The 20865-nt window shown below is 41.8% G+C and carries 16 protein-coding genes and 2 pseudogenes; 6 read left to right on the forward strand and 12 right to left on the reverse strand.

Annotation, left to right across the window (positions count from 1 at the left end; all coding sequences use genetic code 11):
- Positions 1–261 precede the first annotated feature (261 nt).
- From narI to ACGTJS_RS06160, 6 genes are all read right to left on the reverse strand, one after another.
- A complete protein-coding gene (gene narI / locus ACGTJS_RS06135) occupies positions 262–969 on the reverse strand; it encodes a respiratory nitrate reductase subunit gamma (protein ID WP_315042302.1) in 708 nt (235 codons plus the stop codon).
- Positions 966–1856 carry a nitrate reductase molybdenum cofactor assembly chaperone gene (gene narJ / locus ACGTJS_RS06140; protein WP_315042304.1) on the reverse strand — a complete coding sequence of 297 codons (891 nt, stop codon included), beginning with the start codon at positions 1854–1856 and terminating at the stop codon, positions 966–968. Before narJ ends, narI begins: the two co-directional genes overlap by 4 nt.
- Before the next feature lie 6 nt (positions 1857–1862).
- Positions 1863–3398, reverse strand: a complete 1536-nt coding sequence (gene narH / locus ACGTJS_RS06145) for a nitrate reductase subunit beta (protein WP_315042307.1) — start codon at positions 3396–3398, stop codon at positions 1863–1865.
- Positions 3399–3628: 230 nt separating this feature from the next.
- Positions 3629–7384 (reverse strand): nitrate reductase subunit alpha, encoded by a 3756-nt coding sequence (locus tag ACGTJS_RS06150; RefSeq protein ID WP_410473129.1) that lies wholly within the window; start codon positions 7382–7384, stop codon positions 3629–3631.
- Positions 7385–7521: 137 nt separating this feature from the next.
- The gene (locus tag ACGTJS_RS06155; RefSeq protein ID WP_410473130.1) at positions 7522–8868 is read right to left on the reverse strand and encodes a NarK family nitrate/nitrite MFS transporter; all 1347 of its coding nucleotides are present in this window, start codon (positions 8866–8868) and stop codon (positions 7522–7524) included.
- A 189-nt stretch (positions 8869–9057) separates the two neighbouring features.
- Positions 9058–10305, reverse strand: a complete 1248-nt coding sequence (locus ACGTJS_RS06160; protein ID WP_410473236.1) for an MFS transporter — start codon at positions 10303–10305, stop codon at positions 9058–9060.
- A 322-nt stretch (positions 10306–10627) separates the two neighbouring features.
- Here ACGTJS_RS06160 and ACGTJS_RS06165 point away from each other — a divergent pair, with 322 nt between their 5' ends.
- Both ACGTJS_RS06165 and narL read left to right on the forward strand, forming a co-directional pair.
- The gene (locus ACGTJS_RS06165; RefSeq protein WP_410473131.1) at positions 10628–12613 is read left to right on the forward strand and encodes a histidine kinase; all 1986 of its coding nucleotides are present in this window, start codon (positions 10628–10630) and stop codon (positions 12611–12613) included.
- 82 nt (positions 12614–12695) lie between these two features.
- On the forward strand, positions 12696–13361 hold the full coding sequence (gene narL, locus ACGTJS_RS06170; protein WP_410473132.1) for a two-component system response regulator NarL: 666 nt from the start codon (positions 12696–12698) through the stop codon (positions 13359–13361).
- A gap of 9 nt (positions 13362–13370) precedes the next feature.
- Here narL and ACGTJS_RS06175 read toward each other — a convergent pair whose 3' ends face one another.
- Positions 13371–14192 (reverse strand): Crp/Fnr family transcriptional regulator, encoded by an 822-nt coding sequence (locus ACGTJS_RS06175; RefSeq protein ID WP_315042315.1) that lies wholly within the window; start codon positions 14190–14192, stop codon positions 13371–13373.
- 232 nt (positions 14193–14424) lie between these two features.
- Between ACGTJS_RS06175 and can the strand changes: the two genes are divergently transcribed.
- Complete coding sequence (gene can, locus ACGTJS_RS06180) at positions 14425–15081, forward strand: carbonate dehydratase (RefSeq protein ID WP_410473133.1); 657 nt, start codon at positions 14425–14427, stop codon at positions 15079–15081.
- A gap of 27 nt (positions 15082–15108) precedes the next feature.
- Here can and ACGTJS_RS06185 read toward each other — a convergent pair.
- The 4 genes and pseudogenes from ACGTJS_RS06185 to ACGTJS_RS06200 all read right to left on the reverse strand — a co-directional run.
- Positions 15109–15252 (reverse strand): annotated as a pseudogene (locus ACGTJS_RS06185) (IS5/IS1182 family transposase); the annotation flags it as partial.
- Between the two features lie 24 nt (positions 15253–15276).
- Positions 15277–16260, reverse strand: a complete 984-nt coding sequence (locus ACGTJS_RS06190; protein ID WP_410473134.1) for an IS256 family transposase — start codon at positions 16258–16260, stop codon at positions 15277–15279.
- 62 nt (positions 16261–16322) lie between these two features.
- Positions 16323–16649: pseudogene (locus tag ACGTJS_RS06195) on the reverse strand (transposase); the annotation flags it as partial.
- A 325-nt stretch (positions 16650–16974) separates the two neighbouring features.
- On the reverse strand, positions 16975–17496 hold the full coding sequence (locus ACGTJS_RS06200) for a GbsR/MarR family transcriptional regulator (protein WP_410473135.1): 522 nt from the start codon (positions 17494–17496) through the stop codon (positions 16975–16977).
- A gap of 158 nt (positions 17497–17654) precedes the next feature.
- Between ACGTJS_RS06200 and era the strand changes: the two genes are divergently transcribed.
- From era to pdxJ, 3 genes are read left to right on the forward strand one after another with little or no spacing between them, the layout of a single operon-like run.
- Complete coding sequence (gene era / locus ACGTJS_RS06205; protein ID WP_410473136.1) at positions 17655–18662, forward strand: GTPase Era; 1008 nt, start codon at positions 17655–17657, stop codon at positions 18660–18662.
- Between the two features lies 1 nt (position 18663).
- Complete coding sequence (gene recO / locus ACGTJS_RS06210) at positions 18664–19431, forward strand: DNA repair protein RecO (RefSeq protein WP_315041155.1); 768 nt, start codon at positions 18664–18666, stop codon at positions 19429–19431.
- A 17-nt stretch (positions 19432–19448) separates the two neighbouring features.
- Positions 19449–20192 (forward strand): pyridoxine 5'-phosphate synthase, encoded by a 744-nt coding sequence (pdxJ, locus tag ACGTJS_RS06215; RefSeq protein ID WP_410473137.1) that lies wholly within the window; start codon positions 19449–19451, stop codon positions 20190–20192.
- A gap of 7 nt (positions 20193–20199) precedes the next feature.
- Here the strand turns inward: pdxJ and ACGTJS_RS06220 are convergent, their stop codons facing one another.
- A complete protein-coding gene (locus ACGTJS_RS06220; RefSeq protein WP_410473138.1) occupies positions 20200–20733 on the reverse strand; it encodes a Tfp pilus assembly protein FimT/FimU in 534 nt (177 codons plus the stop codon).
- Positions 20734–20865 lie beyond the last annotated feature (132 nt).

Below are 20865 nucleotides of genomic sequence, written 5' to 3' on the forward strand. Positions count from 1 at the left end.
AACTTATCGTGCGTAATTCTCCATCTATAATCTTTCTTGCGAAGCAGCGCTTCTCAGATGGAGATGTAAGCACTAATGCCCTAATCAGGGCGTTCTTGTTTTTCGATATATTGTCTAATGTGTAAGATATCCTAGCGTTATTTACAGTATTTAGGATAAAATACTGCAAATGAACATACATAAAAAAACCACGAACAGTCGGCTGGGGGAGGATGACCTATTCGTGGAAACTGGAAAATTCGTTTTTTAAAAATTAAACAATCAAGCTTGAGCTGTTTTTCGACGTACAACTTGATAACGTCTGCTAAGATACCAAATTGGGGCAGAGATGATATGTACCAAACGAGTAAATGGCACAAGCAAAATTAAAGTCGTACCCAAGAACATATGCAGTTTATAAACTAAACCTACTTGCTCTACGAGCGAGGCTGCATAAACAGGGCGTAAAATTGCCAAGTTTTGAGCCCAGCTAGCAAGGTTCATCATCATCACACCGTCAAGGTGACTGGTCGATACCACAATGGTGCATAAACCTAGAATTAATTGAGCCAATAAAACCAAAAGTAACAATTTATCACCAAAACTTGAGGTATGGCTAACACGTGGGTCGGTAAAACGGCGAATAATCAGCATAACCAGACCAACCAAACAAATCAACCCTGCAATACCACCAACCGCCATGGCTAACACTTGTTTTTGCGGGGCGGTGATAAACACGCTATAAACTGCATGGGGCGTGAACATCCCAAAAAAATGCCCAAGTAATATAATCAAAATCCCCACATGAAATAGGTTGCTCGCCATTCTCATGCCTTTGGGCTGGAGCATTTGGCTTGAACCTGTTTTCCAAGTGTATTGTGATAAGTCAAATCTTGCCCAACAACCAAAAACACACACGGTCAAGGCAATATAAGGATAAATACCGTATAAAAAAACATTTATCCAGTCGCTGGGATTGGTTGTATTCATAATATTTCTTCCTGTTTGTTACTTAGCTGGGCGTTATTTTTGAGGGATTGATTTTGCTCGCCTTGATTAAAATCGACCCAATGCACAGGTACGGTCGCTTGGCGTTGGGCTTGTTCACCTTGTAGGCTGGCAATGCGTTGTTTGGTTTGGCTTGACGGGCAGTTTTCTTGTTCTGCTCCCAAAAAGTCCACCATTTCTTCTTCCCATTCTTTGTCAATGGCTTCGGCGGTATCGTCCGCAGGTTTGTTATCTTTTTGCAGTTTGGCAAGTTCATCATCGATAACTGACAACGGTTCGCCTGCTATTTGCAATAAGGCTTTAAAAAGGCTGACGTATTGGCTATTTTTATCAACCAGACGAGCCGATAAAACCGTGACAATATGGCTAATATTACTAATTTCTTCACGAATATGGCGGTAATTGTCCGACTCATCGCCTGTCATTTGGGCTTGGTATGCCAAAAATTCTAGATACATGGGCAGATAGTCGGGCAGTTCTTTGGCGTTGATTTCAAAACCTGCGTCTTCGTATTGTGCCATTAAATCGACCATAGCTTGCCCACGGTCACGGCTTTCGCCATGCACGTGTTCAAATAGCCAAAGCGACAATGAGCGACCCCGTTCAAATAAACTGTCATATTTGGCTTGGGTTTCCATTTCGCCAAGTTCGAGCATTTCATCAATCAAACTTGCGATTTCGCTACGCACTTGGGGGCTAATCAGCCGACTGGTCATGACCAGTTGTTTGCATTCGTCAAGATTGCCATCTATAAATAGCTCGTGACTTGGGTAATCCATCAGCAAACTTAGCACTTTAAGCAGTTTCATGTCGTTTTGCATGGCTAAATTTGGTGTGGTTGGATTGGCTTGGGAAACTTGCGTTGTCATGATGCGTTACTCCCAAGTTTGTACCGTTTGGCTAAAGTTGCGTTGGTTATTTTTCTTTTGCCCAAACATATGGGTGTCAGATTCACCACCACAACCATTGCCAAAGCTAAAGCCACAGCCATTTTTCTCGGCAAACGCATCGCTTAATGCTTCTTCACGGTGGGCGGTTGGGATGACAAAACGGTCTTCGTAATTGGCAATCGCAAGATAGCGATACATATCTTCAACTTGTAACTGGGTCAAGCCGACATCGTCAAGCACTTGTTTGAGTTCGACATTATCAACTTGTTGAGCCCGTTTGTACGCGCGCATGGCAAGTAGGCGTTTAAGTGCCAAACGTACAGGCGCTTCATCGCCTGCGGTGAGCATATTGGCAAGGTATTTAAGCGGAATACGCAAGCTATCCACATCAGGTAAAATGCCATTCATACCGACTTTGCCTTGTTCGGCGGCGTTTTGAATCGGTGATAGGGGTGGCACATACCAAACCATTGGTAAGGTGCGATATTCTGGGTGCAGTGGTAATGCCAATTTCCAATCGACCGCCAGTTTATACACAGGTGATTTTTGAGCCGATTCAATGACTGACATATCAATGCCGTCTTTTAACGCTTGCTCAATCACGGCTGGGTCGTGCGGATTTAGGAAAATATCAAGCTGGGCTTGGTACAAGTCTTGCTCATTGGGCAGACTGGCGACTTCTTTGATTTTATCGGCATCGTACAATAACACACCAAGATAACGGATACGTCCCACGCAAGTTTCCGAACAAACCGTTGGCAAGCCCGCTTCGATACGTGGGTAACAGAAGATACATTTTTCGGATTTGCCTGTTTTCCAGTTGTAGTAGATTTTTTTGTAAGGACAGCCAGAAATACACATCCGCCAGCCACGACATTTGTCTTGGTCAATCAGCACAATGCCGTCTTCTTCACGTTTATAAATCGCCCCACTAGGACAAGAAGCGACACACGTTGGGTTTAAGCAATGCTCACACAAACGTGGCAAATACATCATAAAGGTGTTTTCATATTGACCATAAATGTCGGCTTGGATTTGGTCAAAGTTTTTATCTTTACGGCGTTTTTCAAATTCCGAACCCAAGATTTCTTCCCAGTTGGGGCCCCATTCGATTTTTTGCATTCGTTTGCCTGTAATCAGCGAGCGTGGGCGAGCAATCGGCTGGTGTTCGCTGATAGGGGCGGTGTGAAGGTGTTGATAATCAAAATCAAACGGTTCGTAATAGTCGTCAATACTTGGTAAATCTGGGTTGGCAAAAATATTGGCAAGCACACGGAATTTGCCACCGATACGTGGATTGATTGAGCCGTCTGCGTTGCGAATCCAGCCACCTTTCCATTTGGCTTGATTCTCCCATTCTTTGGGAAAGCCGATGCCAGGCTTGGATTCGACATTGTTAAACCAAGCATATTCCATACCTTCACGGCTGGTCCAGACGTTTTTACAAGTGACCGAGCAAGTGTGACAGCCGATACATTTGTCTAGGTTGAGTACCATACCGACTTGTGATCGAATTTTCATAAGGTTGCTCCGAGTTATTTTTATCCCTGCCTTGTGGGTGGGGCGAATTGTTAGAAAATTGTAGTGGGTTTTATCCTACTTTTACCGTATTTTGCCAATAAAAGTAGGACAAACCAATTATGCGAAAGTTGTTAAAGTGATAACTGTTTATCCGTCTAAAGTAGTAGATAAACTTTTTGGTTATTTTGGGTTATGCTCTGATAACCCACTTTACAAATGTTTTAACAAAATTAATCGAGTGTCGTTGGCAATGGGCGGGGCAGTTCGTCATCAGGTTTGCCTTCTAACCAGTCGATTTTGTTCATTTTTCGCACGATGACAAATTCGTCACGGTTACAGCCAACTGTGCCATAGTAGTTAAAACTATAGGAGAATTGGGCATAACCGCCAATCATGTGCGTGGGTTTAAGAATCGCACGAGTGACCGAGTTATGGATACCACCACGAGTACCAGATTGCTCAGACCCTGGGATATTGACCAGTTTTTCTTGGGCGTGGTACATCATACTCATGCCTTCTTTGATACGTTGGGAGACGACGGCACGAGCGGTAATTGTCCCATTGTGGTTAAAGACTTCAATCCAGTCGTTATCTTCAATCCCTGCTTTTTTGGCATCGATTTCGCTTATCCAGACAATAGGACCACCACGAGAAAGGGTCAGCATCAGCAAATTTTCAGAGTAGGTACTGTGGATACCCCATTTTTGGTGAGGGGTTAAGAAGTTCAGTACGATTTCTGGGTTACCATTAGGTTTGGCATCTTTAAACAAGTCGGTGGTTTTGGTGTTGATCGGCGGACGGTATTGTTGCATTTGTTCGCCAAAGGCTTGTATCCAAGGGTGTTCGACATAGAACTGCTGACGACCTGTCAAGGTACGCCAAGGAATCAGTTCATGCACATTGGTGTAGCCTGCGTTGTAGCTGACTTTTTCCGATTCTAAGCCTGACCACGTTGGGCTTGAGATGATTTTGCGAGGCTGTGCAACGATGTCGTTAAAGCGGATTTTTTCGTGTTCGCTGGATTTTGCCAAATGGGTGTGGTCACACCCTGTTTTTTGTGATAATCCTGCCCACGCTTTGACCGCCACATGACCGTTGGTTTCTGGGGCGAGCATCAGTACCGTTTCAATGGCATTGACCACGCTGTTCATGTTGGGGCGACCTTTGGCACTGGTTTCGTCTGTGATACGGTAGTTCAAATCCCCCAATTGGTGGACTTCTTCTGTGGTATCCCAGTCGATGCCTTTGGAGTTGTTGCCCAATTTGTCCATTAATGGACCTAAAGACGTGTATTTGTTATAGGTATTTGGGTAATCACGTTCGACCACTTTAATCAGTGGACAGTTAATGCCGGGGATTGGTTTTTCACCAGCGGTTTTCCAGTCGCTACCGCCAAATGGCTGTGCCAGTTCATCGGCACTGTCGTGTTGCATTGGCAAAGTTACCACGTCAGTTTCTGTTCCCAAATGTCCGACTGACACACGAGAGAATTCTTTGGCGATGTATTTGTAGATTTCCCAGTCAGTTTTTGATTCCCACGCAGGGTCGGTGGCTGCGGTAAATGGGTGAATAAAGGGGTGCATATCTGACGTGTTGATGTCTTCTTTTTCATACCATGTGGCGGTTGGCAACACGATATCTGAATACAGACAAGTGCTAGACATACGGAAATCTAGGGTAGTGACAAGATCAATTTTGCCTGTTGGGGCATTTTCGACAAAGTCAATTTCTTGGGGTCTAAAGCCGTCTTGTACGGTTTCTTCACCAAGCAAGCCGTTTTTTGTACCCAATAAATATTTGAGCATATATTCATGCCCTTTACCTGATGAGCCAAGTAGGTTTGACCGCCAGATAAACATATTTCTTGGGAAGTTTTGTGGGCTGTCTGGCTGTTCGCAAGCAAAGCGTAATGAGCCGTTTTGTAGGCTTTCAACCACATAATCTTCCACTTTCATGCCTTTGGCTTGGGCTTCTTTGGCAATGGTTAAAGGGTTGCGATTCAGCTGTGGGGCAGACGGTAACCAGCCTGCACGTTCGGCTTGAATGTTGTAATCAAGCATATGCTCTGGGAAGTGGTTTTTGTTGGCGTGAGCCGAGAGTAGTTCGTGAGCCGATACCGATTCATGTCGCCATTGGCTAGAATGGTTGTAGAAGAAACTTGTGCCGTTCATGTGGCGTGGTGGACGATGCCAATCTAACCCAAAGGCAACAGGAGCCCAGCCAGATTGCGGACGTAGTTTTTCTTGACCGACATAGTGAGCCCAACCACCGCCCGACTGACCCACACAACCGCACAGCATCAGCATATTAATCACGCCACGATAGTTCATGTCAAGGTGATACCAGTGGTTCATACCTGCACCGATAATTACCATTGAGCGACCGTGGGTTTTGTGGGCATTTTCGGCAAATTCACGAGCGATTTGAATCACTTTTTCACGGCTTACGCCTGTGATTTTTTCTTGCCATGCAGGTGTGCCTGCAATGTTGGCATCGTTGTAATCATCGGTAACGTGCAAACCACCATGACCATTATCCACGCCCAAATTGGCAACCATTAAATCAAAAACGGTCACGACTTTGGCAGTTTGCCCATTGGCAAGGTTAATGGTACGGCAAGGTAGGGTTTTGTACTGGATTTCTTCGCCTTGAGCTGTGGTAAAGTAAGGGTGAACATCGCCCCCAAAATAATCCAAACCGACTTCGACCGTGTCGCCACTGCCTTTTTGGCTTAACATCAAATCAACTTCTTGCCCTGTTGTGCCGTCACGAGCTTCCAAGTTCCAACGCCCATTTTCGCCCCAACGGTAGCCGATAGAGCCTTGTGGTGAAACCAGTTCGCCGTTTTGATTTAATGCAACGGTTTTCCACTCTGGGTTATTATCTTGACCCAGATTGCCTGTTAAATCAGACGCACGCAAGAAACGCCCTGCACGCAAATCACGACCTTCGCCTTCGACCATAACGAGCATTGGCAAGTCGGTGTAGCGTTTGGCATAATTTTGGAAGTAATCGCTTTGCGATTTTAGATAAAACTCTTTGATAATCACATGGCTAAAGGCTTGAGCCAAGGCAGCATCTGTGCCTTGTTTTGGGTTTAACCAAAGGTCGCACAATTTGGCGATTTCGGCATAGTCAGGGGTAATGGCAACGGTTTTTGTCCCTTTATAACGCGCTTCGGTGAAAAAGTGAGCGTCTGGTGTACGGGTTTGTGGGACGTTTGACCCCCAAGCGATGATGTAGTTTGAGTTATACCAGTCGGCAGATTCGGCAACGTCCGTTTGTTCGCCCCATACCATTGGACTTGCTGGTGGCAAGTCACAGTACCAGTCATAAAATGATAAACATGTTCCGCCAATTAACGACAAATATCTCGCCCCAGACGCATAACTGAGCATCGACATCGCAGGAATCGGCGAGAAACCGACAATACGGTCGGGACCAAATTGTTTAGCGGTATAGACGTTGGCAGCGGCGATGATTTCGACACATTCTTTCCATGAAGAACGCACAAAACCGCCCAAGCCACGTTTGGATTTGTATTCGACCGCTTTGACTGGGTCTTCGACAATGCTTGCCCACGCCAAGACAGGGTCGGAGTGTTTGGCTTTGGCTTCACGCCAGAGTTTTAGCAAGGGTTTACGCACTTTTGGATATTTGAGACGGTTAGCTGAGTACATATACCAGCTATAGCTTGCCCCACGAGGACAGCCACGAGGTTCGTGGTTGGGTAAGTCTGGGCGAGTGCGTGGATAGTCGGTTTGTTGGGTTTCCCAAGTGACCAGTCCGTTTTTGACGTAGATTTTCCATGAACATGAACCTGTACAGTTCACGCCGTGGGTGGAGCGGACGATTTTGTCGTATGACCAACGGCTACGGTAGCCGTTTTCCCATTCACGGTTTTCGTTACGTACTTCACCATGTCCGTCAGCGAATTCGCCTGTTTTTTTCTTAAAAAATCGAAGTTGGTCGAGTAGATGGCTCATATTGCTATCCTTATCGTGATTTTGGATGTACTTAAAAATAGTTTAGTTTGACCTAGTATTAGTATAGATAATTGGCTATATTTTGCTATTGGCTAGTGGTTGATGGGGATACTACTTAGGAGGTAGCTTTAATAAGCTTAACACGGATACTCCGCCCCTTTACGGCTGTAGTAGAACCACGTCAAAGCGATACAAATCACATAAAACACCACCAAAGCGATAAACGTGCCATTCACCCCAAGACCTGAACCGAACATTTTGGGAATAAAAAACCCACCATACGCCGCAAACCCACCTGCAAAACCAACCACCGCTGCCGATTCTTTGCGAGCTTGATTGACCAAATCTGGCGAATTAAGACGTTCGTGCATGGTACGGAAAATCACAGGTATCATACGGAACGTTGAACCATTGCCAATCCCTGTGGTGATAAATAGCACCATAAAACATGCAAAATAGCCCACAAAACTGCCGACTTTTAAGAAATACATTACTGCAAAAACTGCCAATGCCATCACGATATAGTTCCACAAGGTCACCTTTGCACCGCCGATTTTATCAGCAATCCAGCCACCTACAGGGCGAAACAACGCACCGACCAACGTCCCTAAAAACGCCACTTTTAACGGGTCAATATCAGGAAATGACTGTTTAATCACCATTGGAAACGCTGCCGAAAAGCCAATAAATGAGCCAAAAGTCGCCAAATACAAAATACACATAATCCAGTTATGTTGGCGTTTAAAAATCACCGCTTGGTCTTTAAAAGACGCATTGGCAGATGTCAAATCATTCATCATAAACCACGCCAATACCGTGATAATCACAACCGAACCAATCCACACAAACCCTGCATTTTGCAGGTACAAAGTTGTGCCTTTGGTCGTCACTTGACCGTCACCGCCCAACGCCCCAAACAGGCTAAAACTAATGGACCAAGGAATGACAAACTGCATGACCGACACACCCAAATTACCCAAACCAGCGTTTAAACCTAATGCCATGCCTTGTTGTGATTTTGGATAAAAAAACGAAATATTGGACATACTAGACGAAAAATTCGCCCCACCAAAACCACACAGCAAAGAAATAGTTGCAAACACCCAAAACGGCGTATTCACATCTTGAATCGCAAAACCCAACCAAACAGTCGGAATTAACAGCGAAGCGGTGGAAATCGTTGTCCAACGTCTGCCCCCAAAAATCGGTACCATAAACGAATAAAAAATCCGCATCGTTGCCCCAGACAACGCAGGCAACGCAAGCAAGGTTGATAATTGACCCTTGTCAAATTTAAACCCAGCCTCTGGCATACGCACCACAATCACCGACCAAATCACCCAAACCCCAAAGGCTAACAACAAGGCTGGAATCGAAATCCACAAATTGCGTTTGGCGACTTGTTTGCCGTGCTGTTCCCAAAAGACAGGGTCTTCAGGTCGCCAATCAGTGATTTTGCGACCCCCTTTATATTCATTGCTCATTTTATTCTCCGCCTAGTATTTTATAGACTTAAATGCATTGTATTAGTCTAAGATTTTAGTCAGTTTAATTCCCTTATCACATCGCATATTTAACCAAAGGATTAGTTATCCTTTGGGAGTAGAAAGAGGAGTGAGTTGACTAAAAACAAAAAATTCCCCTATCCTGTGATAGGAGAATTTTTATCAAAATTATGAAGTTGCTTGTGTACGGGCTTTTTCAGCTTTATTCGCTTGGTGACTTGCTTCCATTTGTGGACGCACTTCGGACAGATAAATCCAAATCAAACTGACCCAAATCACCCCAAACATAATCATAAACGCTGAGCTACGTACGCCTGTGATATCGACCGCTTTACCAAACATAATTGGTAATAAAAATCCGCCCAAACCACCAAACAACCCCACCACACCAGATACTGCACCAATATTTTGTTTATAATCATTTGACAAATATTTGAACACAGACGCCTTACCAATGGCAAAAGTAATCCCCAATGCAAAAATCAAAATGGTAAATACAGTAGAATTTAAGCCGAAATGCAACGCTTGTTCGCCTTTCACGGTATGAATGACCAAGTCGGTTTGCGGATACGATAGGATAAACAAAATAATCATCGCCACCCAAAGCACCCACCAAGTCACGGTATGAGCCGAGTATTTATCAGACAACCAGCCACCCAACGCACGAAGCACGCCCCCTGGTAAACTAAAACAGACTGCCAAAAAAGCGGCGGTTTTTAGGTTAAAGCCGTATTCATCGACATAATAATGGGTCATCCACAACGCCAACGCCACATAACCACCAAACACAATCGAATAATATTGCGAATACCGCCACACGTTTTTATCTTTTAATACGGCTAATTGACTGCCAATGCTCGCTTTGCTGGCGGTACGGTGTTCTTTGTTATCAAAACTGCCAAACCAAAAACCAATCGCCGTAATCAGCATCAACCCCGCATACACTTTTGGCATCAACTGCCAGCCACCAATGGCGATAATGGTAGGGGCTATCAGCTTGGTCAAAGCCGAACCTGCATTCCCAGCCCCAAATACGCCCATGGCAAGCCCTTGATTTTGTGGTTCAAACCATTTGGCGACATAGGCAATCCCCACCGAAAACGAGCCACCTGCCAATCCAACAAACAAACCCAAAATTAAAAATTGCCAATACTCATGGGCATACGACAACAGATAAATCGGAATCACAGTGGATAACATCAACACAAAAAACACGATTTTGCCGCCAAATTTGTCGGTCATCATGCCCAGTGGCAAACGTACCAGCGACCCTGTCAAAACAGGCAACGCCGCCAATAGCCCAAATTGGGTCTCAGATAACGACAACATTTTTTTGATAGGAATACCGAGTACCGCAAACATCATCCAAATCATAAAACACACGGTAAATGCAATGGTGGATGACGTAAGTACCATATATTGTTTGGTTTTTAGACTTGCCATGACAACCTCCAAAATCGACGAAATCTTATCTTTGATAAATTCCAATAAGAAGTTAGCTAATAAGATGTATAATAAGCGTATCTTTTTTATTTTTAATTGATTTGAATCAATTATATTTTGAAAAAATTTGATAAAATATCATTAATACCCCCAAAGTAGTAGGCATGGTTTTTTGGGGATTCTCTCGATAAATCTATTATTTATCAAATGGTTAAATTATCGTCATCGAATAATTTAAGAATTTTTTACTGTCCTTTTGCTACATTAAAATCATGGTAACTATTTAGGAGTAGCTTTGCAAAAATCATCTGCGATTTCGCCAAAATTATTGACGACTCTATCGAATAGATTGCATAAAGCGGTGGTTAATTCGTTGCCTGTGCGTGCATTGTCAGCGGTGGTGGTGATTGCTAGTCTTGCATTGATGACGGCGATATCAAGTGGTTTGTTGGCTTGGGTGGCAGAGTCCGATGCCAAAGCGATTAATACCGCAGGGTCGATTCGGATGGCGACTTATCGGATGAATTATTTATTGGCAAGTCATTATCAAAATTTGGATAATTTGGATAATAATTTCCAGGTTAATCATCAAAAGCCGATTGCTACCCAATTAGCCGAAGATATGCGGTTACGTTTGAACAATTTAGAGATTTATGAGCAATCCAGAGGTAATCAGGACAAGGCAATTAACGCTCAAATTGAGAAAATACAGACAACATGGTATTCTAAACTTGAGCCGTTGTTGATTCATAACAATGGTCAGCAATTTTTTGCGGTTTCGACCCAATACATCAACAGCGTGGATGATTTGGTCAAACAAATCCAAGCTCGCAATGAAGCACGCCAAAGCTATCAGCAAACTTTACAAATTAGCTCGTTGGTAGTGACGCTAATCATCATGCTGATAGGGTTATACGAACTGCAACAAAACGTGCTGGTTCCTGTCAAACGCTTGCAAAAAGCAACGAACCAGTTCCGTGAAGGCGGAAGACCTCAAGTAGAGATTGAGGGCTATGAAGAATTTATCGACTTAGGTAAGTCGTTTAATGATATGACCCGTGCGTTGAGTAGTTATCAAGATGACCTTGAAGCGGAAGTGGCTCGCAAGACGTTTCATTTGACCCAAAGCAACCAAGCATTGACGCTACTTTATAATTTTGCCAAAGAATTGAGTAACCAAAATATTTCATTCCCAAAATTGCAGCTGTTAATCAATCAGTTTGCTGAACTTATGCCTCATTTGCATCTGACGCTGTGTCTAAATAATGAGCAATACAAAACCAAAGATGTCATTGCCCTAAAAAGCACAACTTTGGATGGGAGTTTAGGGAGTTTTTGTCAGCAACAACACTGTGATGAATGTCATCTTAAACAGCAAAGTAAAAGTTGGATTTTTCCAATTCATCATCAACAAACAGAATTGGGGGAGCTGATTGTTACCCCAAAAAATACGGCTGTTTCGTCCCCAACTAAGGCTCACGTTGCTTTGCATACTCAAAAAAACAAGATTGAATTGGTCGAAACTGACCCAAATTGGGTGGATAACAAGCCATCTTTTGATGAAACCGAATTGTTAAATACCTTGGCTAACTTGATAGCCATGGTATTTAGCAGTCAAAAACAACGAGAACAAGAACATCAATTGATTTTATTTGAAGAACGCAATACCATCGCCCGAGAATTACATGATTCTTTGGCTCAATCGCTGTCGTATCTTAAAATTCAAATCGCTTTATTGTCCACGTTACTCAAACAATCAGATGACAATAGCCATGAGCGAATAGAACAAATCATGGATCAAACCAAAGAGGGATTGAACAGTGCGTACAGCCAATTACGAGAATTACTAGTCACATTCCGCCTTAAGATTGAAGAAGGGGATTTTGACCAAGCCTTACAACAAGCCTGTGATGAATTTTCTCAAAAAGGCGGATTTATCATTCATCTTGATAACCGTCTGACTAGCAGTAATTTGACTGCCAATGAACAGGTTGACTTGCTCCAAATTACCCGTGAAGCATTGTCCAACATTAACCGCCATGCCAATGCCAAAAATGCCCATGTTAGCTTGAGCCAAAGCCAAATAGGTGCTGTCACCCTGCGAGTACAAGATGATGGGCAAGGTTTGGTGCAAGGTTTTGACCAATGCCAACATCACGGGCTAAAAATTATGCAAGAACGTAGCCATAATTTAGATGGCGAATTTGCTATCAATAACGTGCTACCGCATGGCACAGCGATTTTGGTCAAATTTATGCCAAAATTATTTGTCCTAACCTAAATTATAAATTTAATTTTTTTAACTAAAAATTAAATAAAACTAAACAAATATAAAAATCTTTTACAAAATTCGAGGAAACACCATGTCGATTACTGTTTATACTTCCGTTAATCCTGCTCGTCTGTTACTAGTCGATGACCACCCCATGATACGGCGTGGCTTGAGTGACTTATTAAGTCTAGAAAATGATGTCAAAGTCGTGGGCGAAGCCAATAATGGTCAAGAAGCGATTGATTATTTGCAACACAATAGCGTGGATTTGGTCGTGCTTGACAACAATATGCCCATCATGAATGGTATCGAAACACTCAAAAAAATTCGAGAACTTGAGATTGAAGGCAAAGTGCTACTCTTTACCGTATCCGATAGTGGCAAAGACGTACAAGATGCGTTGGAATACGGCGTGGACGGCTATTTGCTCAAAGATAACGAGCCTGAGGACATCATCAAAGATATCCGCAAAATTCTGCGTGATGAATTGGTGATTAGTCCAAGTCTTGCACCCATACTTGCCCAAGCTATGCGAAAACCCACCAAAAACGAAAGCAATTACGACTTGACCGACCGAGAACTACAAGTGCTACAAATGATAGCCGAAGGCTTAAGCAACAAAATGATAGGCAACAAACTCGGCATTGCCGAATCCACCGTCAAAGTCCACGTCAAGCACATTCTAAACAAAATCGGACTGCGTAGCCGAGTCGAAGCCGCTGTTTGGGCAGTCAGCGAATTTAAACAACCAAAATAAGGATTTTTATCAATCATTGATAAGTGCTAACAACCCTGTGATATCTAACAACGAAAAGTGTTCGCCTTGGCGTTCAATAAGTCTTTGCTGTTGAAGGGTTTGTAAGGTTCGGTTTAATGTCTCTGGGCGTAACCCCATTTGATTTGCCAATTGTTTTTGACTTATAGGTAGCACAAACGACGTATTGGGCGGAAAATGGGTGAGCAAATAATAGCTGACCTTGGCTTTGGCACTTTGAAATGTGAGCAAATCACTGCTTAATAAATGTTGATACAAGCGTTTACTCACTTGGCTGGTAAACCATGTCAACAGCTCCCCAAGTTCAAACTTTCCCACCCAATAAAAATAATCACTGACAGGCAATGTCGCCACGATACTGGTTTGGTTAGCTTTGGCAGTCAGTTGGTGTAAGTTACCTTGATTGAGTAATAATTGTAATTGTTTAGATTGAGTATGTTGGGTCACTGCATAACGAGCTGATAATAATGATTTTTTTTGTTCATGCAATTGACTATCATGGATATCGTATTGCCATAGGACGCTTTCATTGAGCAAGTTGGGCTTGTCGTATAGTTGGATAATACATTCTTGACCATTGGGCAGTTGGCGATGACAGCTCACCACACCGCTAAGCAAGAAGTAGAGATAATTGACTTGGTCATGTTGCAAAAAAATATGTTGGTTTTTGTGGTATTGGGTGAGTGATACTTTATTTAACAAACTTTGTTTGGCTTGATTACCAAGGGGACCGTCAGGTAATAAGTGAATTAATGGATGCTGACTGAGTGAGTGTAAGTATTGGGATTTATTTTTGTCGACATTTTTTAACATGATAAAAACAACCTAATGTTGGTTATACTAGACTTATGATAGGGGGGCTTTACTCAAAAAAAGAGTCGTCAGAAGTAGCAGTTATTTTTAATAAATACTACTTTTAGCGTATTCAGACCGTGATAAAGCGTACTTTTTGGGCATTGGTGGTTTAAATTTTTTTGGTTAAGCTAGTTCTAACAAGCTAGATTTTATCAATTCAAATTTTACCCAATCAAAACCAAGGTTAATCATGAGCCAAATTAATGTACCTGAGCATTCTTTAGCTGATTTGTTGGATAATAATAAATTTTGGTCAGATGCGCTCAATGCTCGTGATCCTACCTATTTTGCACGCCTTGCTAAACAGCAAAATCCCAAATATCTATGGATAGGGTGTTCTGACAGCCGTGTACCTGCCAATGAAGTTGTTGGGCTAATGCCAGGTGAGCTATTTGTCCATCGCAACGTCGCCAATATGATAGTGGCTACTGATATGAATTTACTGTCGGTGTTGCAATATGCAGTCGATATTCTAAAAATTGAGCATATTATCATCTGCGGACATTATGGGTGTGGCGGGGTCAAAGCGGCATTGGGACATGAAGAATATGGTTTGATTGATAATTGGCTTAGGGCATTAAAAGGTATGCGGTATCAATATACTGATAGTTTTGAGGATTTAACCCCTGAGCAAGAAGTGGACTTGCTGTGTGAAATCAATGTCAAACGCCAAGTGACCAATACTTGTCATACCACAATTGTGCAAAATGCGTGGCATCGTGGTCAGCCATTATCGGTGCATGGTTGGATTTATGGGTTAGAAAATGGACTGATAAACGATCTAAACGTCAGTATCTCGAATCTTGACCAACTGGCAGATTCTTTTGTGTATCATGCACCAGTATAGCATAGTCACATTAGACCTCTTTCCAAACTACCTTAACTCAAAATTATAAATCGCAGAAATCAGATTGACCCTTAATCCAAAACGTTTTCTGCGATTACGATAACGACAAGATAATATTTTAAAACGTTTGATTTTACCAATAACATGCTCATTTAACACACGTTGGAGGGCGTTCAAAACTCTGTGTCAGTTAAATTATAGTTTCATCACAGTATCTAAACGACCAGGGAAATAGATAGACAACTGCATCATTGATTGACCCCAATTATTAATTGGCATCGTCCATTTCTCTGACGCATTTAGCATACCAACATACAGTAATTTTAGCAAGCTTATTTCGTTTACCGCCTTATAGACAGGCTTTAAATCACGCATAAAGGCTTTTTGGTCACGACTTGCCACATAACGCAGACTATTGCGAATTTGATGAATCACACACAATTGCACCTCCGTATTAGGGAAGACAGCCTGTATCGCCTCAGGAAAGCCTTTTAAGCCATCAACGCAAGCAATGAGAATATCTTGTACGCCACGATTGTGTAAATCAGTGAGTACCGATAGCCAGTAGTTTGCTCCTTCACTCTCAAAGCAGTATAGACCGATGAGTTCTTTTTTACCTTCGGTATTAAGTGCTAGAAGCGTGTAAACCGCTTTATTGACATAGCGTCCTTCGTCTTTGACCTTGTAGTGAATAGCATCGAGCCAAACAAAGGGATAAACACTATCAAGTGGTCGTGATTGCCATGCTTTAAGCTGTGGTATCAGTTGGTCAGTAATACTGCTAATGGTGGCTTCGGAAACCTCAAGTTGGTAAATTTCAGCGATATGGTTTTTGATTGCGCCATAGCTCATGCCATGAGAAAATAGCGATAAGATACGGTTATCAATTTCAGGCGTGAGTTTGGTTTGGTGTTTCTTGACCAATACAGGCTCAAATTCACCATTGCGGTCTTGGGGTGTTTCTAGCTCAAAGCTACCGACTGTGGATTTGATAGTCTTTTTACTATAACCGTTACGGCGGTTTTTACTAGGATTCTGCTCTAAGTAGCTGTCGATTTCGGCTGATAAGGCAGCTTCAGTGAGTTGTTTGATGAGCGGGGTAAGTACCCCATCACTGCCTGTGATGGGTTTGCCTGATTGGATTGCTTTTAAGGCTTCGTTAAAGTCAAAGTTTTGCATGGTGTCTTTCCTGTTTTTTTGTTAGTTTACAGAATTGACACAGTTTTTTGAACACTACCCCCCCCCATACTGCTTTTACCTCGCTGTGCTGTTTCTGCAAATACTTTGTTGCGGTTGATACGGTGATTATCACATACGGCTAAACTGGTTGAGTCAATGTAGTTTATGCCTGTGCAGTTGTTTTGCATGAGAGATTGTAGGTAGTCACACATGGGAACTATTGCTTTTTCCATGAGTTCTACCATTCTTGTGTAGCTTGGTAGGTTTGGAAAGGCAGGTTTTAGCCATTGGGTGAGGTAGTTGTAGTAGAAGGCTTTAAATTCTCTGTATTTTATTTGGTGAAATACTACCAATATGGTGATGATTTCTGATAAACTAATACGGCATGGTTTGTTTCGTGTTTTTTTACTGCTTTTGCTCTTTTGGGTTAGCATTTTCTTCTGTTGTTCGTTTGTGTATGTTTTGCAATAGTCGTCTATGTGGCAGTATAGTGCTTCGAGGTTGTCCATGTAAGAAGTCCTTGTTAGGGTTGTTTGTGGTGAATTTACTTTAACATATTGGGCTTCTTTTTTTTAGTTTTTTCTTATGTCGAATTTAGGTTAAATAAAGTTAAAATGATGGCACTTGTTAAACCACCGAAAAAGTTAAATTGCCACAATGTATTTAATACAGGATAATCAGTTTTTTCAGTCATAATCAATTCTCATTCATCATTTATTTCAAAAACTTTTGAATCGTAGCCCCAAGTTTTAAGATACGATTAAGGGTCATTGTAGAAAGTTTTAACATTTCATTCGCCCAAGTCGTCAGCGTATCTACAAAATTATGCGTATCTTTAATGCGTTTTTGCACATCAGCATTCTCATTGCTAAACTCAGGGTCATCAATCAAATTCGCCAAAAAATCCACCGTTGGGGCAAGCTCACGGCGATAACGCTGTTCCACAATCGCTTTGGCAAGCTCCCACACATCATTACTGGCACTAGTAAAATAATCCCGTCTGTCGCCCATGATATGCACGGTTTGCACCAAATTTAGGCTTTGCAATTCCTTGATACTGTTGCTCACGTTGGAGCGAGCCACGCCAAGCGTGTCTGTGATTTCTTCGGCATTCATCGGTTTATCCACCAAATACAATAATGCATGAATCTGCGACACGGTGCGGTTTACGCCCCATTTGTTGCCCATTTCGCCCCAATGTAAAATGAATTTTTCCATCGTTGGTGTGAGTTTCATAAATTTCCCCAGTGTGTTAAGATTTTCTATATTTTGCATTTTTTATTAATTTCTGTCAATACAGAAATTAATAAAAATTTTAACTTATCAAAAAATTACTGAAAAATTTAATAAATTCGCCTACAATAAGCACAATCAACCCAAATTTTGAGAAAACCATGAACGACAATCACAACCACAATGACAACCAAAACAATGACATCATCAGCCAATTTTTTAACCCAAGCGAAAGCGAACCACAGCGAGCCGAAGACTTTCGCACAGGCTATGTGGCGATTGTCGGTCGCCCAAATGTTGGCAAATCTACCTTGATGAACCATGTTTTGGGGCAAAAACTCTCTATCACATCTCGCAAACCACAGACCACTCGCCACCGCATTACGGGTATTTTTACCAATGAAGAAATGCAGGCGATTTTTGTGGATACACCGGGTATTCACAGCAAAGAAGTCAAAATGATTAACGAGCGTATGAACCAAACCGCTACTTCAGCATTGGCGGACGTGGACGTGGTGCTGTTTGTCATTGACAGTTTAAAATGGGTGGGCGATGATGAGTTGGTGTTCGCCAAAATCCAAAACCTTGACGTGCCTGTCGTTGCGGTGATTAACAAAAGCGACACGATAAAACAAAAAGGCGAATTGTTTCCATTGTTAGAAAAACTGCACAATACAGGTGTATTTGCCGATATTGTGCCGATTTCTGCCTTGCGTGGGCATAATTTGGACGAACTTGTTAAAGTGATTGGCAAATATTTGCCGATTGCCGAGCCGATTTATGATAGCGAGCAGATTACCGACCGTTCTGAGCGGTTTTTAGCGAGCGAAATTATCCGTGAAAAAGTCATGCGAACGTCAGGCGATGAAATTCCGTACGATTTGACCGTGCAAATTGACACTTACAAGGACGAACCTGCCCACCAAGACCCAAAAACAGGCAAATGGCGAAAAGCGGTAACGTTCGTTGATGCGACTATTTTTGTGGAGCGACAAGGGCAAAAAGTGATTGTGATTGGCGATAAAGGCGAAAAAATCAAACAAATTGGTATGGATGCTCGTCTTGATATGGAAAAAATGTTTGGTAAAAAAATCATGCTCACGCTTTGGGTAAAAGTCAAAAAAGGCTGGAGCGATGATGACAGAGCTTTGACAAGTTTGGGTTATTGATTTGCGAAATCAACCCCTAACAGGCTATGTACTTCACCAAAAACCTTACGGCGAAAATCGTAGCCTAATTTACTTTTTTTCGCAAGAATTGGGCTTGGTGCATGGCATTGGCAAAAAAAACTTACCCTTATTTTATCAAATTCAGCTTTTCGCCACAGGCAAAAACAGTCTAAAAACTTTTAGCCAAAGCCAAATTATTTATCAAAATAACCAACAAATTTTTAGCAGAAATCACGGCAAAAGCAATTTAGCAGGTTTGTATATTAACGAACTTTTGTTAAGAATTTTTGGCATATCCAACGTAGAAGACGCAACGCCAAACCTTTGGCAACAATACGCCCAAACGATTAACGCCATTTTTTTATTATTTCAAGATGACAATCAAAATGACAAATGGAGATTGCATTTTTATTTACGCCATTTTGAAACGGTATTGTTAAATGAACTTGGCTATGCCATTGATTTTTCACAAGATAACTTGCAAAATTCCATTGAAAAAACCTGTTTTTATCACTATCAATTAGAACAAGGTTTTTGTTTTAGCAATGAAAGGCAAAAAAATGCGATTTTGGGTGAAAATTTGTTAATTTGGCAAAATTTATTGGATAATCCGCAAACTTTTGATGAGTTTTTTTGCCAAAATTTAACGAAAACGCCGATATTATTAACCGATTTTGCCAAAATTTATCGTAATATTTTGGATAATTTACTCAATTATCAACCACTCAAAAGCCGTGAATTGTGGCAACAAATGATAAAATATCAATAGCTTACAAAGGAAAAATCATGAATAAAAACAAACCTTTACTCGGTGTAAATATTGACCATATCGCTACTTTGCGAAACGCTCGTGGCGTGGATTACCCTGACCCTGTACAAGGGGCGTTGATTTGCGAGCAAGCAGGAGCGGACGGCATTACGCTACATTTGCGAGAAGACCGCAGACACATCAAAGATGCGGACGTGTACGCCATGAAAAAAGCCTTAAAAACCCGTATGAACCTAGAAATGGCAGTAACGGAAGAAATGCTCGCTATTGCCTGTGATGTTAAGCCAGAATGGGTGTGCCTAGTACCAGAAAAACGCCAAGAAGTCACCACCGAAGGCGGACTTGACGTGATTGGCAATAGCGAAAAAATCGCTCATGCCATTGCAAAATTGCACCAAGTTGGCACGCAAGTTTCGCTATTTATTGACCCAGACATCGCCCAAATTGAAAAAAGCATTGAACTTGGAGCAGATGCGATTGAACTGCATACAGGGGCATATGCTGAATATTGGCTAGAAAAAGACACCACAAAAATTGATAAAGAGCTACAACGCATAAAATTAGCGGTTAATCTCGCCAAAGACAGAAAGCCAAGTTTACTGGTAAATGCAGGACACGGTTTAACTCGTGAAAATGTCGCACCGATTACCGAAATTGACGATATTCACGAACTGAATATCGGTCATGCCATTATCGCCGATAGCGTGTTTATGGGGCTTGACAATGCGGTAAAAGCGATGAGAAATGCTTTTGATAATTAAGAAAAACTTAACAACCTGTCGCATCTTCGCTATGCTTTTTGGTTTTAATCATACCTGTTTTGCTAAAGGTAACTTTAAACATATTTTGAGTTTCTAAATCATTGGGGCAGTATTTGATATGCCCCATATGCCCAATCGGATTGCCATTTTGTGGTTTAAAATCCACATAAATCCTGTTTAAACCGACACTTAAGCGTATCTTGCCATAACGATTTGGCACAGCTGTAAACTCACGCAATGCATCCACGCCATCATCAAAACGATGATTGCCATTTTTATCAATAAAACTTAATAAAAATTCACCATTTCTCGCAACACAGACCCGATTGGCATCAGCGGCACATATGGTTAAGATATTTTGATAAATCATCGCATCTTGCTTGGCATTTACCAAAAAAGTTTGCAATATATTATTGACACTTTGGGCTTCCATTTTTTTGAGCTGTTCTACAAAGCTCGGCACGGCAATCGCAGCGACAATCCCAACAACTGACATCGTTATCAAAAACTCAATCAAAGTAAATCCACAAGTTTTTTTCAAAATAAAATTCCAAAGCAAAAAATCATCACTATCATAAGAAAAAAAATCATAATTTTCCACAAAAAAATATAAAAACGTAAAAAAATGTAAAATAATTGTAGTTTTTCGTGATAAAATATCACAGATGACTAG

It is taken from the genome of Faucicola mancuniensis (assembly GCF_046523945.1).
GTDB classification, from domain to species: domain Bacteria; phylum Pseudomonadota; class Gammaproteobacteria; order Pseudomonadales; family Moraxellaceae; genus Faucicola; species Faucicola mancuniensis.

Coding starts and splice junctions, on each gene's coding strand:
- narJ (WP_315042304.1), bottom strand. CDS start 1,856: ATGACAACGCAAGTTTCCCAAGCCAATCCAACCACACCAAATTTAGCC.
- can (WP_410473133.1), top strand. CDS start 14,425: ATGAGCCAAATTAATGTACCTGAGCATTCTTTAGCTGATTTGTTGGAT.
- era (WP_410473136.1), top strand. CDS start 17,655: ATGAACGACAATCACAACCACAATGACAACCAAAACAATGACATCATC.
- narL (WP_410473132.1), top strand. CDS start 12,696: ATGTCGATTACTGTTTATACTTCCGTTAATCCTGCTCGTCTGTTACTA.
- ACGTJS_RS06200 (WP_410473135.1), bottom strand. CDS start 17,496: ATGAAACTCACACCAACGATGGAAAAATTCATTTTACATTGGGGCGAA.
- pdxJ (WP_410473137.1), top strand. CDS start 19,449: ATGAATAAAAACAAACCTTTACTCGGTGTAAATATTGACCATATCGCT.
- ACGTJS_RS06150 (WP_410473129.1), bottom strand. CDS start 7,384: ATGAGCCATCTACTCGACCAACTTCGATTTTTTAAGAAAAAAACAGGC.
- narH (WP_315042307.1), bottom strand. CDS start 3,398: ATGAAAATTCGATCACAAGTCGGTATGGTACTCAACCTAGACAAATGT.
- ACGTJS_RS06155 (WP_410473130.1), bottom strand. CDS start 8,868: ATGAGCAATGAATATAAAGGGGGTCGCAAAATCACTGATTGGCGACCT.
- narI (WP_315042302.1), bottom strand. CDS start 969: ATGAATACAACCAATCCCAGCGACTGGATAAATGTTTTTTTATACGGT.
- ACGTJS_RS06175 (WP_315042315.1), bottom strand. CDS start 14,192: ATGTTAAAAAATGTCGACAAAAATAAATCCCAATACTTACACTCACTC.
- ACGTJS_RS06190 (WP_410473134.1), bottom strand. CDS start 16,260: ATGCAAAACTTTGACTTTAACGAAGCCTTAAAAGCAATCCAATCAGGC.
- ACGTJS_RS06160 (WP_410473236.1), bottom strand. CDS start 10,305: ATGGTACTTACGTCATCCACCATTGCATTTACCGTGTGTTTTATGATT.